Here is a 15,171-nt window from a genome sequence, read left to right on the forward strand (position 1 = left end):
GGCTAGGGGCTCGGTTCCCGAGCAACCTCGGCTGACGGCGACAGCAGCAGTCGAGCGCGCTTGCCGACCCAGCGGGAGAACCGGTGGCTGGGACGCTCGACGACGAGGAAGAAGAGCCATCCCACGAGGATGCTGACGACGATCGCGATCAGGCTGCCGAGCACCTCGCGGCCGGGGAACAGATACGCGAACGCGATCACGATCGGCTCGTGCGTCAGGTAGAGACTGAACGATATGCTGCCGAGCCACCGGAAGGGCTTCGAGGACAGGACCGTGCCTGCCCACGGAGAGAGCAGGGACAGAACCAGAAGGCCGGCCGCACCGAGCACGATCGGGCCACGCAGCCAGGTGTAGTACGCGGTCGAGAACGGAGCCGTCCACCAATACGAGAGGGCCAGCCCCGCACTCACCAGGAATGTGATCAGCCACACGAGCCACGACCATCGAAGACGTCCGATGGACTCGCCGACTGCGCGCACGGTGTCCCACCTCGAAGCCAGGAGAACCCCGACCGCGAAGATCGGAAGGAAGGTCAGCGGTCCGATGGCGTATACGGCGCCGATCTCGATGCAGGCGAAGGCGACGACCAGCTGCACCCATGCAGGCACCGCCCGAGCGACGAAGATGTACACAGGCAGGAGGAGACTGAAGATCACCTCCCACGTCAAGGACCACAGCGGAGTGATCGCCCCGGATGTCCCGCCGACCAGCGCCATGTCGGTGAGAGCCCTTCCCACCGAGTAGTCGACGGCCCTCGCCGCCACCCACGGACTGCCTGCGTCGCCGGTCCTGTGCACTAGCACGAACGTCACCGCCGCGAAGACCACCGCCCCGATCACCGGCAGGTACAACCTCACCATTCGACTCGGATAATAGGCCTCCCAGGAGAAGCCGCGAGACAAGACCAACCGGGTGAGTACGAAGCCGGACAGCACGAAGAACAGGTAGACCGCCTCGGTTCCCGCCCACGCCAGGTGCAGAGGAGAGTACGCAAGCCAGGACGCCGCGATGCTCGGCGGCCTGCCGGGATAGTACGTCGCGGCCAAGCCGGGGACGGCCAGGGCGGCATGGTGCAGGAGGACGACGACGGCGGCCGTCCCGCGGAGCCCGTCCAACGAAGGGATCCGGCCGATGGCGGATGCCGGGCTCAATGGGGCGGGCTGGTCAGAGCGCACGAGCAGTCGGGTCCAGTACGGTCCGGGAGGCGGCGAACGCCTCGTCGAGGACAGCCTGCACTCCCATCTCCAGCGGGGTCATGGGGACCTGGCCGAACTCCGAGGTGAAGCGCCCTGTATCGAGCACCACATGATCCACGAAGGTCGCCGGAACAGGCCGCTCTTCGATCTCGAACCGAGCGCCCGCGACGGTGGACAGGCAGTCGAGCACCTCGTTCACGGTCAGGCCTGTGCCGCTTCCCAAGTGGTACAGGCCCCACTTCGGCGACCCGTTGAGAACCTTGAGCATCATGGCGACGAGGTCGTCGACATAGATGTAGTCGCGCACCATCCGGCCGTCGCCGTAGCGGACGACAGGTTCGGAACCGGCGATCTGCCGGGCCGCGATGGGGATCAGCCCCTGCCTTCTCAGCGGGTGCTGGCGCGTACCGTACGGGTTGGAGATCCGGAAGGCCACCGACTGGAGTCCATGCGTCACGTGGAAGTAGCGCAGGTAGTTCTCGATAGCCAGCTTGCCGATCGCGTAAGGGGAAACGGGGGTGGGCAGGTCGGTCTCGAGGATCGGCCGATCCGAGGGGGCGCTGTACATGGCTCCTCCCGTCGACGCGAAGAAGAATCGAGACACCCCCGCCTCGACGCAGAGCTCCAGAAGATCGACGGTCTGCCCGACATTGGATCGGAGATCCAGGGATGGATCGCCCTCCGAGGTGATCGGCGTCGTCGCGGACAGCAGATGGAAGACCACCTCCTGGCCCCGTACCGCGCTCGCCAGGTCCGCGCGGTTCGCGAAGTCTCCGACGACCACCCGGACATCGTCCGACCGGAAGGTCGCGGCACCGGCGCTGAAACGGTCGAACGCCGTGACCTCATGACCCGATTCCACGAGCGCGTCGACGAGATGCGACCCGATGAAGCCGTTAGCCCCGATGATGACACAACGCGCCACGTCGCCTCGCTATCTCCCCTGCACGAACCGGACCAGAGCCATATCGTATAGGTCTTCGAGCTTCAACCCCTGGCTCATCACGCTGTACTCTCGCTCGACCAACTGGCGCGCGCCCTCCGCCAGGTCGGACGCCAGTACCGGATTGTCGAGCAATCGCGCGATCCCCGCCGTGAGTCCGGGACGATCGCCCTCGGGGACCAGCACGCCCGTGACCCCGTCGACGACGATCTCGGGAATGCCCCCATGCGCGTAGGCGACCACGGGGAGCAGTGACGCACCCGCCTGCACGATGACGGTCGGAAGGCCCTCGGTGTCGCCATCAGCGGGCGTCTTGGAGGGCACACAGAGGACGCGGTGCGACGCCATGGCGGTCAGCACGTCGCTCTGCGTCACAGCGCCGCGGAAAGTCATGTCGATGCCGGCCGCGGCGGCCGCTGCCTCCAGCTGCGGTCGTAGCGGTCCGTCGCCGATCACCGTGACCGGCACGCTGCGGAGAGCGTCCGGCAGAGCAGCGACGGCGTCGATCAGATCCTCGAGCCCCTTCTTGGGCACCAAACGCCCGACGAAGAGGATGCCGGAGCGCTCCGCATCCAGGTCCTGACGATCCGGGATCGGAATACCCGTGCGGTGGACGACAACCGCGCCGGGGTCGGCACCGTACTCGATGGCCTTCGCTGCGATGGACTCGGAGACCGCGAGCACGAGGGAGGCCGTCGAGAACGTGCGACGGAGTTTACGGCGGAAGCGCGCGCCCCGAAGCCCGCCTCTCGCCGGCAGGGATGTCACGTCGCTGCCGTAGGTCGACACGACCAGCGGCAGCCGGAGCCGGCGGGCAGCACGGGCGACGAAGAAGCCCTCGTGGGCGAAATGGGCGTGGATGAGGGACGCTCCGGACTCACGGATCACCCGCTCCAGGCGACGGCTGCGACCGGTGAGGACGAACAAGCGCCGCCGCAAAACCTCCAAGGCTCCAGTGCTGTAGAGCATCACCTCTTCGCCGGTGAGAAGAGAGGACTCTCTCCGCTCGATGCCGATCGCGGTGGCATCCCAGCGCCTCAACGATGCGAGCTGCCCGGCGACGAAAGTCTCGGTCGACGGCAGCCAGACACTCTTCCACATGACGACGCGCGCCTGGCTCACCTCGAGCTCCTCACAATCGTTGGTCCTCTCATCGTGCCCGCCGTCGGATGAGCCGCCGCGCCAGCGCGAACAGTGCTCTGATGTCGTCGAGACCGATGAGGTAGAAACGCCCCACCCGTATGCCGTACAGCCTGCGGCACGCGATGATGTTGATATTCGCCGCAAGCACGTTGCCGACCAACGTCGCCCACGCAGCGCCCATCGCTCCCGTCGCAGGCACGAGGAGCAGAAGCAAGATCACGTTGGCCACCGCGGCGACGATGAGAGCGGCGCTGCGAATCCCCGGCCTGCCGCGCGCGCTGAGACCGGCGCCGGCGATCGAGCCGGGAACACCGAGGGCCGACGCCAAGGTGAGGACGACGACCACGGGCACGCCCGGGGCGAAGTCCTGTCCGAACAGGAAGGGGAACCAGAGCCACGCCGTCGAGCAGATGATCACGGCGACGGCGAGGGATACCGCGAAGGACCGACGGGCCGCTGCCGTCAGCCGCTCGACGGCCGCCTCCTTGGCCTCGGTGGAGAAGGCGACATCACGCACGGCGTTGTTGGCCAGCAGCGCGGCGTCCGCGACCGCGGACGCCGCGGCATAGATACCCAGCTGCACCGGACCCGCGAGCGGAACCATGATCGCTTGATCGAGCTTGTTGAGCAGGATTCCCGAGACGGACCCGAGCCACACGCGACCACCGAAGCCGAGGAGGCTGCCGAACCGCGCCCGCTTCTCCGCTGTTCGTTCCTTCGCACGAAGGCCGAAATAGGCGACCACTCCGAGAATCGGCGCCACGATCGTGGCGAGAGTGGCGGACTCCACCGACAGCACGCCGAAGATCGCGAAGCCGAAGATGGCGCACGCACGTGACAGCGCTGTCGCATACTTCTCGAAATTGACCCTGTTCCACTCCTGCAGCCCGCTCGCACCCCCGCGAAGCGCGCCGACGAGCAGAGTAGGAATGACGGCGAGGGCCGCCAGCACCATGAGTTGCTGGATGTGCGGGTCGCCGCCCGAGAGCCACGGCGCGAGCAGGATCAGTACTCCCGTCGAGACGACACCGGATGCGAGCAGCAGCAGCGATGCCCTCGCCACGCCGGACCCGTGGGAGGCGTCCCCCCGCGAGACCACGTAGGTGACCGCCTCGGGAAGCCCCAGCATCGCGATGGTGGTCACCAGCAGGAACGGCGCCGTGATCGCTGCAAGCTCTCCCCGGCCCTCGGTGCCCAGCACCCGCGCGAGGATCGGCGCGGTGGCGAAGGACGCCAACGGAATCGCGATGTTCGCGATAGCCGACATCGCCATGTGGCGCCCGACGTCATCGGGTGTGTGCGTCGTGCGCGTCATCTCCCGGCCTCCGCCACGGGTCGGCCGAGTGGACGGGAGACGTAGTCGGGCACCACCCATGCGCCTGGGCCGGGCTTGCCATACCCGTAAGCGATCGCGAGGACGAAGAGCATGGCGATCAGACGCCAGCTGAACCCGTCGAAGAACAGGAAGGTGCCTGCCACGAAGATGATCAGCAGTCGAGTGAGCTCCGTCCCCTTCACGATCCCCCGCACGATGACGGCCACCAAGAGGCCCAATCCGACAAGCCCCATCGCAGCCGCCGTACGCACGAACTCCTGATCGAACACGGTGATGCCCTTGACCCCGCTCACGATCCCGTGGGCGAGCAGATCGGGGATGGACGCGTACCCGGTCCCGAAGACCACCTGAAGAGGATCGCGTCCCAAGAGGTTCCCAGCTGTCGACAGGATGCCCGCCCTGTGCTGGAACGACGCTGTGGCCAGGACTGCGGAATTCATGAAGACGAAGAGGATCGCCATCACCACGCCGACACCGACGACGGCGGCCACAAGCCAGATGATCGCCGACTTCCGCCATCGGATCCGCATCAGCGCCCAGAGAACGAGCACGCCGGCCAGCGTCACAAATGCGCTCCGGGTGCCTGCGAACACCATGGTGACGAGACCCAGCCCGGCGGCCGCGTAGAGTGCGGCCGACTTGGTCCGCACGGCGAACCAGAGACACACGACGACAGCGAAGCCCACGAGGACTCCATACGGGATCGGCTGAGCCGTCGTTCCCATCGCCCGGCCGGCCAGGATGGGAAGCACCTCGTTGACCCGATGGCTGATGACGTCCGTGCCGTTGGCACGCGGCCAGGGTGCGGGAGCGCGGAGGACCTCCTCGGAGAAGCCGATGGCGAACTCGACCACGATCACGATCGGGAACAGCGGAAGGAAGACGTTACGACTCCGACTCGCAGCCCCCACCACTGCCACCGCGAACAGCATGAGCAGCGCGACAGTGGCCACGTTCAGCAGCACGAGTTTGACCGGCGAGCCGAACGAGCCGGCGATAGCGGACCACGCGAGGAACGCGGCAAGAACCCATGGATAGTGAAGGGTCCGCAGGTGAGCGCGATCGCGGATGATGGCGATCGCCAGGAGGACGGCCGGGCCGAGCACCGCGACGACAGCGACCACAGCCGACGTCGCGAAAGAAGGGATGAGCACACCGCAAGCCAGGCTTGCCGCGACGGCGAGCTCAAGCGACCGGCTCACGTCGCGCCGCACGATCAGCACCAGGCCCGGTATGAGGATCACGGCCGCGAGGACGATGCCGACCACATCGTGTATCACGAGCGCCGCCCCGACCGTTGGCGTCCTGCCAGATGGATCGCACTGCGGTAGCTTTCGAGGTAGCGGCGGTGGATCGGCTCGTCGGGAGCGGGATGCGCGGGAGGGACATCGACGAACCGCGCCGCTTCCCGGTCGGGGGGGGAGGAGATCGCGGAAGTCATCGCGTCCGCCCATGCCTCGGCGCTATGGAACTCCCCCACCAGATGGAAAGAACCGCCATAGCGCTCCGTCACCTCGGGCAGCCCACCCGTCCTGGAGGCGATGAGCGGCGTTCCGACCGCCAGCGCTTCTGCGGCGGTACGGCCGAACGGCTCAGGCCATTGGGTGGGGACGAGAGCACAGTCGACCGACGCGTAGAACTCCGACGGATCCGCTGAACCGACGTAGACGATGTCATCACGCCGGCTGGCGAGATCGACGATCCAGCGCACGTCGGACGGGGTCCCTGAACCGGCGAGCCGAAGCTCCACAGGGCGCTTAGAACGCTGAGCCAGGAGAAGGAAGGCCTCGATGGCGAGCCACGTTCCCTTGTCCGACCCGATCCGACCCAGGACTCCGAAGACGAACTTCTCCCCTGACGGACCACGTGCGACGTTCCGCTCGGAGATGACAGGCTGGTTGTGGATGGTCTCCGCTCGTTCGGCCGGCCTGATGGTGCCGAATTCGCGATGACGCTCGACGATGTCGTCGCTCACGCCGACGAACAGGTCCGGCCGGACGGGCGCGTGACGCAGCGGCGCCTTGCTGACGCGGCAGGCGAGCGCGGTCGGCGGGCAGGGACGACCATTCCTCCAGTGGTTACTGGCCATGCATGACAGGTAGTAGTCACGCATCGTGTGAACGATGGGCCAGCCGCGGGCTGCCCGCCATCCGAGCCAGCCGAAACCCGCGAGGTTGTTGGTATGGACCACATCCGGAGCGAAGTCCCCGAGCACTCGCCGCAGCGAGCGGTATTCGGCGACGCGGGCCAGCTCCCCGGCGTGCCAGAAGAGCTTGCCGACCCGCGACTCGTTCTTACCGCCGGAAGCAAACGGCCGGAACGCTCGCGAGGCGATGCGGACCACCGTCACGTCGTCGTCCAGCTCCCTCGAGGCGGTGCCGCCCTCCGGCCCGAGCGCTGCGACCATCACCGCGTGGCCCTCCCGGGCGAGGGCGTGCGCGAGCTCGGAGACCGAGCGCTCGGCTCCCCCGACGGTGTACGGCGGATAGGACGTGTTGACGAGCGCGATCCTCACGGCCGCCGTGCTTTCACTCTGATCGCATCCACCATCGTCGCGGCCGCCGCCGCCCAGGTGAACCGCTCCACGTTTCGCCGGCCGAGGTCGACGAGCCGGGAACGCAACCCGTCCTCGGTCTCCAGGCGCTCGAAGAGCGTGACCGCTTCCTCGGGCCGCGCCGGGTCGAATCGCAGAGCCGATTCTCCGGTCACCTCGGGGAGGGACGAGCTGTCGGCACAGATCACCGGGCATCCTCGCGTCTGCGCTTCGACGACCGGCAGTCCGAACCCCTCATACAGCGAAGGAAAGACGAGAGCCGTGGCGTTCTCCATCAGCCAGTAGACCTCTTCGTCATCGAGGCGACGGGCGAAGGTGACCATGGCGTTGCTCTCACCCAGGCCGCTGGTCCGGGAGAAGACGCGGGAACTTCCTGCGGCGCCGACCACGACCGCCGGGATGCCGCTGCGGGCGAAGGCGCGGAGCACCGGTGCCAGATTCTTACGCTCGGCGAGCGTGCCGACGAAGAGGGCGAAGCGCTCCGGAACCTCCAGATCCGGCTTCCTGGACGGAGATGCGGAGGCGTGGTCCGCGCCGCACAGCGCGACGGTCAGGCGCGACTCCGGAACGTGAACCACCTCGGCGATCTCCTGAGCGCTGAACTGCGAGATGGTGAACACCCGTTTCGCCGTGCGCGTCAGCGTCCAATAGAGGATGGTGTACCAGAGTGCGAACGCTCGGCTGAAGGTGTCGCGATACCGGAAGGTGCTCGCGTCGAACAGCACGACGGACTGGTTGAGCTTCAGCAACGGCGCCGGCCCACTCAGGTTGACGAGGTGCTTTCCGAAGGAGAGCACCGGCAGCGCGAGCTGTTCGAACAGCACCCCCGACAGGCGCGATCGGATCAGCGGGGTGCCCGCGGCCCACGGCGGAATCGTCGCATCCTTCGGCACCAGCAGTGTCGCCCGGACATCGTCGCGCTTCAGTAGCTCCCGAGTGACTTCGGCGGCATATCGTTCCGTGCCGGTGATGGGTTTGGACATCCAACGGCCGTTGATCATCAACTCCGCCGCGCCACCGCTGCGCTCCTGGCGGGCGTCCACGGCCGGGGCATCAACGCGTCGCGCTCCCGTTTCGGGTTTTGCTCGCATTCACACTCCGCATTCGTGGCTGGGGTCGGTGCCGATCATCCGAGCTGGCTCACCGACGGCAGGTTCCCCTCTGAACGCCCTGAGGGCGCGAGCGAAACATCTGTCATAGTATCAACCGCCCGGATCCCTACCGGCTCGTGCAACGCGGAGCGTCCACCGTGACCTCTGTCGGGTGGAGCATGGGAGTCGTGCGAAGCGCGGGTGCCGCGTAATCGCCCTCCGCACCCTGGAACGAGACCGAGAGTTCGGTCTGCTGGCCGGGCGCCATGATGGTCGAGAACGCGACGACCGGCCGGCCCAAGTCGTCTGTGGTGATCCCCTGGACGGTGTAGGCCGCCGGCTTCACGATGGATGAAGCGATCGCCTTGGTCCCGGGCGGCCCGTAGACGAACACCTCGGTCTGGAAGTCCCCCTTGTTCAGACGCGCGCTGGCCACGTATTTGGGAAGTCGAGCGGCCGCTTCGGCCGAGATCAACGAGGTGAGCGAGACGCCGACCGTGTATTTCGGCGCTCGGGCCTGGCAGGTGTCGGTGGTGAGGTGCGCCGCCGTCTGGAGGTAGTAGTCCATCTTCGATGCGGAGATGTCACGGAAGAACACGCCCGTGGTCGTCGCCGTCTTGTTGTCCGTGGGGAGCACGCCCGAAAGCGGAGTCGTGGACAGGAACTTCTGCTCGTCCGGATGGCTGCTCCAGAACATGATGCGGTGTTCGTCGACGCCCTGGGACACCGCGCGCAGGAGGCTCGTCGGCTGGGCCTTGGTCGCGGTGAGGGCGTTGAAGATCTTGAGGGCGGCCTCGGCGAAGAAGGGATCCGTCATCGCGTTGGTCTGGGCATCGTCCTTCCCCTGATAGCGGAAGTAGACCTGATTCAGGAGGAGCTGGACGACGTTCTTGTTCGTGAGCTGATCGCCGGTGGCGAGGTCGACCGGACCGGTGGCACCGAGAATGTGAGCGAGAGCGACCGGGTCGATGGAGATCACGCCGTCGACAGGACCGCCGACGTCCTTGCTCCACCACCCCTGGATGATCTCCGCCGCCGTCGGGAAGTCGGGACGGCTCGTGGCCAGGTTGAGCCTCGTGTACATCAGAGGGTTGTAGAGCGCCTCCGCACTGGCGACCGGCGTGATGATCGGGTTCCCGTCCTGCCAGGGGATGGTGGAGCTCGATGCCTGCCGGCCGACTCCGATGGAGCCGTTATCGATGACCACCTCGGTGAGCGAGGCCGAGGAGCCGCCGAGCGCCGTGCTCTCAGCGAGGTTCTGGAAGACGAGGACGTAGTGGCGCGGACCGTCGGCGCCGAGCATCCCGGGCAGCACGTCGAGTGTCGAGCTCGCTGTCGCCAACGCGCCATCCGCCGAGGTGAGCATCGACGTCAACTTGGTGCCGGCCGCGTTGACCGCGCCGATCGTACCGCCGAGTTCGATCTCGCGAGCCGAGACGGTGGTGCGATGCAGTTCCTCCGACGCCGGCTTCAGAGCGGTCGCGAGCTTTCGGATCGGGGTCGGGTCGATGCGGCCGCCCGCAGGCTTCAGCGACGCGATGCTGATGCCGTCCGCCGCTCGCGCCACGGGGGTGATCGTCTTCGTCGCCACACGGTCCACGGCGTCGGCCATCTCCCGGACCGCCGTGAGGTTCTTGCCCAGGACGGGGACGAACTCGGCTGCGCGCCACAGCGGGTCGTTGGTGTCGGCGGCCGCGTCCGCGGTGGCCTTCGACAGCTTCTTGGCGGAGTCCTGGATGCCCTCCAGGTTCATCGCGGTGGCTTGCGTCTTGATCTGGCCGACGAGTGCCTGAGCCTGTTCGAGGGAGCTCTTCGCACTGAGAGCGCGGAAGCCGATCCAGCCGCCGACGACCACCAACACGAGAACGACGCCGCCGATGATCGACAGCGTCGTGATCAACCGGACCGGTCGTTTCTTCTTCCGGGCATGCCGGACGGCATGCGCGCGCTCCCCCTTGCCAACAGTCACGACTGGCACTCTAGCGCAGCCGTTCCGGCCGAACCTGAGCGCCGCACGTCACTCCCACTCGATGGTCCCCGGCGGCTTCGACGTGACGTCGAGCACGACGCGGTTGACGCCGTCCACCTCGTTGGTGATGCGGTTCGAGATCTTCGCGAGCAGGTCGTAGGGCAGGCGCGTCCAGTCGGCGGTCATCGCGTCCTCGCTCGACACCGGGCGCAGCACGATCGGGTGGCCGTAGGTGCGGCCGTCGCCCTGCACGCCCACCGAGCGGACGTCCGCGAGCAGCACGACCGGGCACTGCCAGATCTCCTGGTCGAGGCCGGCCGCGGTCAGCTCGGCGCGGACGATGGCGTCAGCGTCGCGCAGCAGGTCCAGACGCTCCTGCGTCACCTCGCCGACGATGCGGATGCCGAGGCCCGGGCCGGGGAACGGCTGGCGGCCGACGATCTCCTCCGGGAGACCCAGCTCGCGGCCGATTGCGCGCACCTCGTCCTTGAACAGGGTCCGCAGCGGCTCGACGAGCTCGAACTGCAGGTCCTCCGGCAGGCCGCCCACGTTGTGGTGGCTCTTGATGTTGGCCGTGCCGGCGCCGCCGCCCGACTCCACGACGTCCGGGTACAGCGTGCCCTGGACGAGGAAGCGGATGGGGTCGCCCTCGCTCGCCGCCTCGGCGATGAGGTCGGCCTGGGCCTGCTCGAAGACGCGGATGAACTCGCGGCCGATGATCTTGCGCTTGGTCTCCGGGTCGCTGACGCCGGCGAGCGCGGTGAGGAACTGCTCCTGAGCGTTCACGGTGACCAGTCGGATGCCGGTCGCCTTGACGTAGTCCTCCTCGACCTGGCGCGCCTCGTCCTTGCGGAGCAGGCCGTGGTCGACGAAGACGCAGACCAGCTGGTCGCCGACGGCCTTGTGCACGAGGGCCGCGGCCACCGCGGAGTCGACGCCGCCGGACAGGCCGCAGATGACGCGGCCGGAGCCGACCTGCGCCTTGATCGCGGCGACCTGGTCGGCGATGACGTTGCCGCTGTTCCAGTCGGCCGGGATGCCCGCGGCACGGTGCAGGAAGTTCTCGAGCACGGCCTGGCCGTAAGTCGAGTGCTTCACCTCGGGGTGCCACTGCACGCCGTAGAGCCGGCGCTCGTCGTTCGCGAACGCGGCGACCGGGGTGCCCTCCGTGGAGGCCAGCACCTCGAAGCCCTCAGGGGCGCGGGAGACGGAGTCGCCGTGGCTCATCCACGCCGTCTGCTCGTCCGGCTGTCCGTCGAGCAGGACGCCCGAGTCGGAGATGCGGACCGCGGTCGAGCCGTACTCGCGCTGACCGGTCTTCGCGACCTCGCCGCCGAGTGCGGTGGCCATCACCTGGAAGCCGTAGCAGATGCCCAGGACGGGGACGCCGAGATCGAGGATCGCCTCGTCCAGTCGGGGGGCGCCCTCCTCGTACACCGACGACGGACCGCCGGAGAGGACGATGCCTGCGGGCCGCTTCTCGGCGATCTCGGCGGCCGTGACGGTGTGCGGCACGATCTCGGAGTACACGTTGGCCTCGCGCACGCGGCGCGCGATCAGCTGCGCGTACTGCGCGCCGAAGTCGACGACGAGGACGGGACCGGTCGGGTTCGCCGATTCGGCCGGGTTCGTTGAATCGCTAATTGGTCGCCTCCGCGAGGGTCGTGGCCTCGGCCTCGCGGCCGGCCAGGTAGGACTTCACCTGCTTGGTGATGCGCGCCTCCACGAAGAAGGAGAGGAACGGCACGACGCCGCCGAGGGCGATCGTGACGAACTTCGTGAAGGGCCAGCGCATCAGACTCCACAGGCGGAAGTCCGAGATCAGGTACACGACGTAGAGCCAGCCGTGCGCGATGAGGATGCCCGTGCTCAGGTCCACGCCCGTCGGCGCGACCGCGGTCTGCACGGGGACGAAGGTGAGTGCGCCGTAGTTGCTGAACGCGAAGAGCTGGTAGCCCATCCCGTACTTGACGATCATCTCGGCGCACAGCAGGAGCAGCATGATGCCCGTGATGTACGCGAACACCTGGTAGAACCGGAGCGCCCCGCGGATCTTCGGGAAGTCTTCGAGCTTGGGAGCGAGGGGCATGGGTCTATTCTACGGTGCCCGCGGTGGCCGATTCCTGCGCTTCGGCCGAGGCCTCGGCCTGCTCGCGCTCCTCGTCCTCGCGCGCCTTCGCATCCTTGACCAGGCGGTACCAGAGGAACACCGCGAAGCCCGCGAAGATGATCCACTCGGCGGCGTAGAACACGTTCAGCCAGTTGAGCTCGGTCTGCGCGATCGGCGGCGGGGAGTCGATCTGCACCAGGCCCTCGGGGGCGCCACGCTGGACGACGTACGCCGCGTAGACGTCCATCCCGTCGACGCCGTGCCAGAGGTTGTAGAGCTGCCCGACGCCGAGGCTCCGCATCGCGGTCGGATCGTTCTTCTTGTCGCTCGGCAGCTGCGGCTGCTCGTCGGGCAGGATGCGGCCGACGATGCGCTGCTCGGACGCCGGCTCCTCCGCGAGCCGGGCCATGGCGGCCCTCGCCGTCGTCTCGTCGGCGGCCCAGCCGCGGGCCACGGCGAGCGCCACGGGCTTGCCGTCGCGCTCCAGGTTCACGTGGCCGACGACCCACCAGCCGGTCTTCCCGTCGTTGAGGCGCCCCTCGAGGAGCTGATCGTCGCCGGGGACGAACGTGCCGGTGAACTCCACGAGCTGCCCGACGGCGACATCCTTGAGCGGCGCACCCGGTCCCGCCACCTGGGCAAGGGGCAGGACGGTCTCGGTCGGCGCCTCGACGGCCTTGCCGGACTCGACGGCGCGCTCCAGCTGCCACTGCCCGAGCCAGGCGAACCCCGCGGCGAGCAGCAGCGCGAAGATCAGCGCGCCGATCCACCGCGGGCGCAGCATCATCTGGAAGAGGGTCGTCTCGCTCTGCGGCGGCCGTCCCGTCGTGGTGTCGATCGTCAGTCCCGTTCCCGCTCGCCGGCCGGCTCCCCGGCCCGCTCCGTGTTGTTGTCGTGCTCCTGCATGGCGGCCTCGACCATCCGGTCGACCGCGCGCTGCGTCTCGTCCGCACTCCGTGTGTCCCGCTGCGCGTCGGGGTCGAGGTCGGCCGTCGCCGCCTCCACGAGCGCGATCTCCTCGTCGAGCATGGGATCGCGCTTCTTCTTCCGTTCGCGCCGGCGCTTGGGGCCGGACCTGAGGATCATCGCACCGATCTTCTCGGAGTTCGCTGCGAGGATCGGTCCGAGCACGGCCATGATCAGCACGTAGAGGCCCGCGAACGGCTGGATGCGCTCGTCCAGTCCCGCGGCGAGCGACAGCGTCGCCAGGATCAGCGCGAACTCGCCTCGGTTCTGCAGGATGACCGTCGTGTTGATGCCGGCCTGGACGCCGAACCCGTTGATCCACGCGACGAACTGACCTGCCGCGATGTTGAGCACGATGGTCAGCAGCACCGCGACGAGCACGGGGACGATGACCGACGGGAACTGCGCGGGGTTCAGCGCGAGGCCGAAGTTGAGGAAGAAGAACGCGGCGAACACATCCCGCAGCGGGATGGCGATGTGCTCGATCTTGTTGCGGTACTTCGTCGCCCCCAGGACCAGGCCGATCAGGAACGCGCCGATCGCGTCGGTGACGCCCAGGATCTCGCCGATGCCGGCGAACAGCACCGCGAACCCGAAGAACAGGATCGTGAACAGCTCGTCGTCCTTGGTGCGGAACAGCCGCGAGACGAACCGGCCGCCCCACCGCGCGATCGTGAACATCACCACGAGGAAGGCGAACGCGATCGCCAGCTTGCCGACGACGGGCCAGAAGTCGGTCTCGCCGCTCAGCACGACCGAGACGATCGCCAGGTAGATGGCGATGAAGATGTCCTCGACCACGGTGACGCCGAGGATCATCGGCGTCTCGGTGTTCGCCAGCCTGCGCAGCTCGATGAGGAGTTTGGTGACAATGGCCGACGACGAGGTCGCCGTCATCCCGGCGATGATCAGCGCCTCCCGCGTGCCCCACCCGACCATGAAGCCGAAGATCAGCCCCGCACCCATGTTGATGAGGATGTAGGAGCCGCCGGAGACGATCAGCTTGCCGAAGTTGCCGAAGAACTCGTCCTGGTCGAACTCCAGGCCGAGGTTGAACAGCAGCAGGATGAGCCCGAAGACGGCGATGAGCTCGATGTAGTGGCTCTCGAAGTTGAGCGGGAACCAGCCGGTGTGCGGGCTCGCCAGCAGGCCGACGAGCATGTAGATCGGAATCGCGGGAAGGCCCACCAGCTTGCCGAGCCGCCCCAGCACGTACGCGACGAGCAGGAGGAGTCCGAGGACGATGAGGTCTTCGCCGAGGTGCATCGATCAGCCTCCGGGCGGAGCGTCGGCGGTGGCACGCGCGGCGATCTCGCCCGTGCGGAAGAACGCGAAGGCCTTGGCGACCTTCTCCGGCGTCCCGGCGACGACGAGCGTGTCGCCCGGGAAGACCTTGAAGTCCGGAGCGGGGGCCGGGTTGGCGGAGTCGCCGCGCACGACCGCCACCACGGTGAGCCCGACGAAGCCGCGGTCGCCGGGGGCACCCAGCTGCTGACCGGCGATGTGGTCGTCGTAGTCGACGGTGAACCAGTCGATACTGAGGCCCGGGATCTGGTCGAGCGCCGTCAGCGTCTCGGTGATCTGCGTGCCGCCCAGCAGCTCGGCGAGCGTGTGCGCCTCGTCCTCGCTGAGTCGGAGCGAGACCTTGGTGACGTCGCTGCCGTCCTCGTGGTCGGAGAACGTGATCAGGTCGCTGTGCCCGGAGCGGTGCGCGATGACGCCGACCTTTCCTCCGTCGTCGGTGACGAAGGTGTGCAGCACCCCGACCCCGGGGAGCTTGACCCGTCGAACGTCAACCATCATCCGTCTCCATCCGCCGGGTTCGCCGGCATAAGGGGGGTGAGGTACCAGTCTATCGGAGGC

Annotated in this window: 13 protein-coding genes; all 13 read right to left on the reverse strand. The window is 67.7% G+C overall.

Going from position 1 to position 15,171, the window contains the following annotated elements; all coding sequences use genetic code 11:
- Nucleotides 1-2: 2 nt before the first annotated feature.
- Entirely contained in the window at nt 3-1,115 is a 1,113-nt protein-coding gene (locus AB0P25_RS03105) for an acyltransferase (RefSeq protein ID WP_363805342.1), read from the reverse strand.
- Nucleotides 1,116-1,164: 49 nt separating this feature from the next.
- The gene (locus AB0P25_RS03110; RefSeq protein ID WP_363805343.1) at nt 1,165-2,121 is read right to left on the reverse strand and encodes an NAD-dependent epimerase/dehydratase family protein; all 957 of its coding nucleotides are present in this window, start codon (nt 2,119-2,121) and stop codon (nt 1,165-1,167) included.
- 9 nt (nt 2,122-2,130) lie between these two features.
- A complete protein-coding gene (locus tag AB0P25_RS03115) occupies nt 2,131-3,261 on the reverse strand; it encodes a glycosyltransferase (protein WP_363805344.1) in 1,131 nt (376 codons plus the stop codon).
- A 28-nt stretch (nt 3,262-3,289) separates the two neighbouring features.
- Nucleotides 3,290-4,597, reverse strand: a complete 1,308-nt coding sequence (locus AB0P25_RS03120; RefSeq protein WP_363805345.1) for an oligosaccharide flippase family protein — start codon at nt 4,595-4,597, stop codon at nt 3,290-3,292.
- Entirely contained in the window at nt 4,594-5,898 is a 1,305-nt protein-coding gene (locus tag AB0P25_RS03125; protein ID WP_363805346.1) for a hypothetical protein, read from the reverse strand. The genes AB0P25_RS03120 and AB0P25_RS03125 overlap by 4 nt, the downstream gene beginning before the upstream one ends.
- Nucleotides 5,895-7,133: a glycosyltransferase gene (locus tag AB0P25_RS03130; RefSeq protein WP_363805347.1), complete on the reverse strand. Its 1,239-nt coding sequence runs from the start codon at nt 7,131-7,133 to the stop codon at nt 5,895-5,897. Before AB0P25_RS03130 ends, AB0P25_RS03125 begins: the two co-directional genes overlap by 4 nt.
- A complete protein-coding gene (locus AB0P25_RS03135) occupies nt 7,130-8,215 on the reverse strand; it encodes a glycosyltransferase family 1 protein (RefSeq protein WP_363805349.1) in 1,086 nt (361 codons plus the stop codon). The genes AB0P25_RS03130 and AB0P25_RS03135 overlap by 4 nt, the downstream gene beginning before the upstream one ends.
- A 175-nt stretch (nt 8,216-8,390) precedes the next feature.
- A complete protein-coding gene (locus tag AB0P25_RS03140) occupies nt 8,391-10,232 on the reverse strand; it encodes a DUF4012 domain-containing protein (RefSeq protein ID WP_363805350.1) in 1,842 nt (613 codons plus the stop codon).
- Nucleotides 10,233-10,280: 48 nt separating this feature from the next.
- Entirely contained in the window at nt 10,281-11,876 is a 1,596-nt protein-coding gene (gene guaA, locus AB0P25_RS03145; RefSeq protein WP_363806229.1) for a glutamine-hydrolyzing GMP synthase, read from the reverse strand.
- Nucleotides 11,872-12,321 (reverse strand): DUF3817 domain-containing protein, encoded by a 450-nt coding sequence (locus AB0P25_RS03150; protein WP_363805351.1) that lies wholly within the window; start codon nt 12,319-12,321, stop codon nt 11,872-11,874. The genes guaA and AB0P25_RS03150 overlap by 5 nt, the downstream gene beginning before the upstream one ends.
- Nucleotides 12,322-12,325: 4 nt before the next feature.
- Nucleotides 12,326-13,129 (reverse strand): SURF1 family cytochrome oxidase biogenesis protein, encoded by an 804-nt coding sequence (locus AB0P25_RS03155; protein ID WP_363805352.1) that lies wholly within the window; start codon nt 13,127-13,129, stop codon nt 12,326-12,328.
- Nucleotides 13,130-13,182: 53 nt separating this feature from the next.
- A complete protein-coding gene (locus AB0P25_RS03160) occupies nt 13,183-14,574 on the reverse strand; it encodes a cation:proton antiporter (RefSeq protein WP_363805353.1) in 1,392 nt (463 codons plus the stop codon).
- 3 nt (nt 14,575-14,577) lie between these two features.
- Complete coding sequence (locus AB0P25_RS03165) at nt 14,578-15,108, reverse strand: TrkA C-terminal domain-containing protein (RefSeq protein ID WP_064109743.1); 531 nt, start codon at nt 15,106-15,108, stop codon at nt 14,578-14,580.
- Nucleotides 15,109-15,171: the final 63 nt, after the last annotated feature.

Source organism: Leifsonia sp. NPDC077715, assembly GCF_040686855.1.
In the GTDB taxonomy this organism is placed as follows: domain Bacteria; phylum Actinomycetota; class Actinomycetes; order Actinomycetales; family Microbacteriaceae; genus Leifsonia.

What these genes read in the sequence shown, in the direction of transcription:
- AB0P25_RS03120 (WP_363805345.1), bottom strand. Translation starts at nt 4,597, where the DNA reads ATGACGCGCACGACGCACACACCCGATGACGTCGGGCGCCACATGGCG.
- AB0P25_RS03150 (WP_363805351.1), bottom strand. Translation starts at nt 12,321, where the DNA reads ATGCCCCTCGCTCCCAAGCTCGAAGACTTCCCGAAGATCCGCGGGGCG.
- AB0P25_RS03155 (WP_363805352.1), bottom strand. Translation starts at nt 13,129, where the DNA reads ATGATGCTGCGCCCGCGGTGGATCGGCGCGCTGATCTTCGCGCTGCTG.
- AB0P25_RS03160 (WP_363805353.1), bottom strand. Translation starts at nt 14,574, where the DNA reads ATGCACCTCGGCGAAGACCTCATCGTCCTCGGACTCCTCCTGCTCGTC.
- AB0P25_RS03165 (WP_064109743.1), bottom strand. Translation starts at nt 15,108, where the DNA reads ATGGTTGACGTTCGACGGGTCAAGCTCCCCGGGGTCGGGGTGCTGCAC.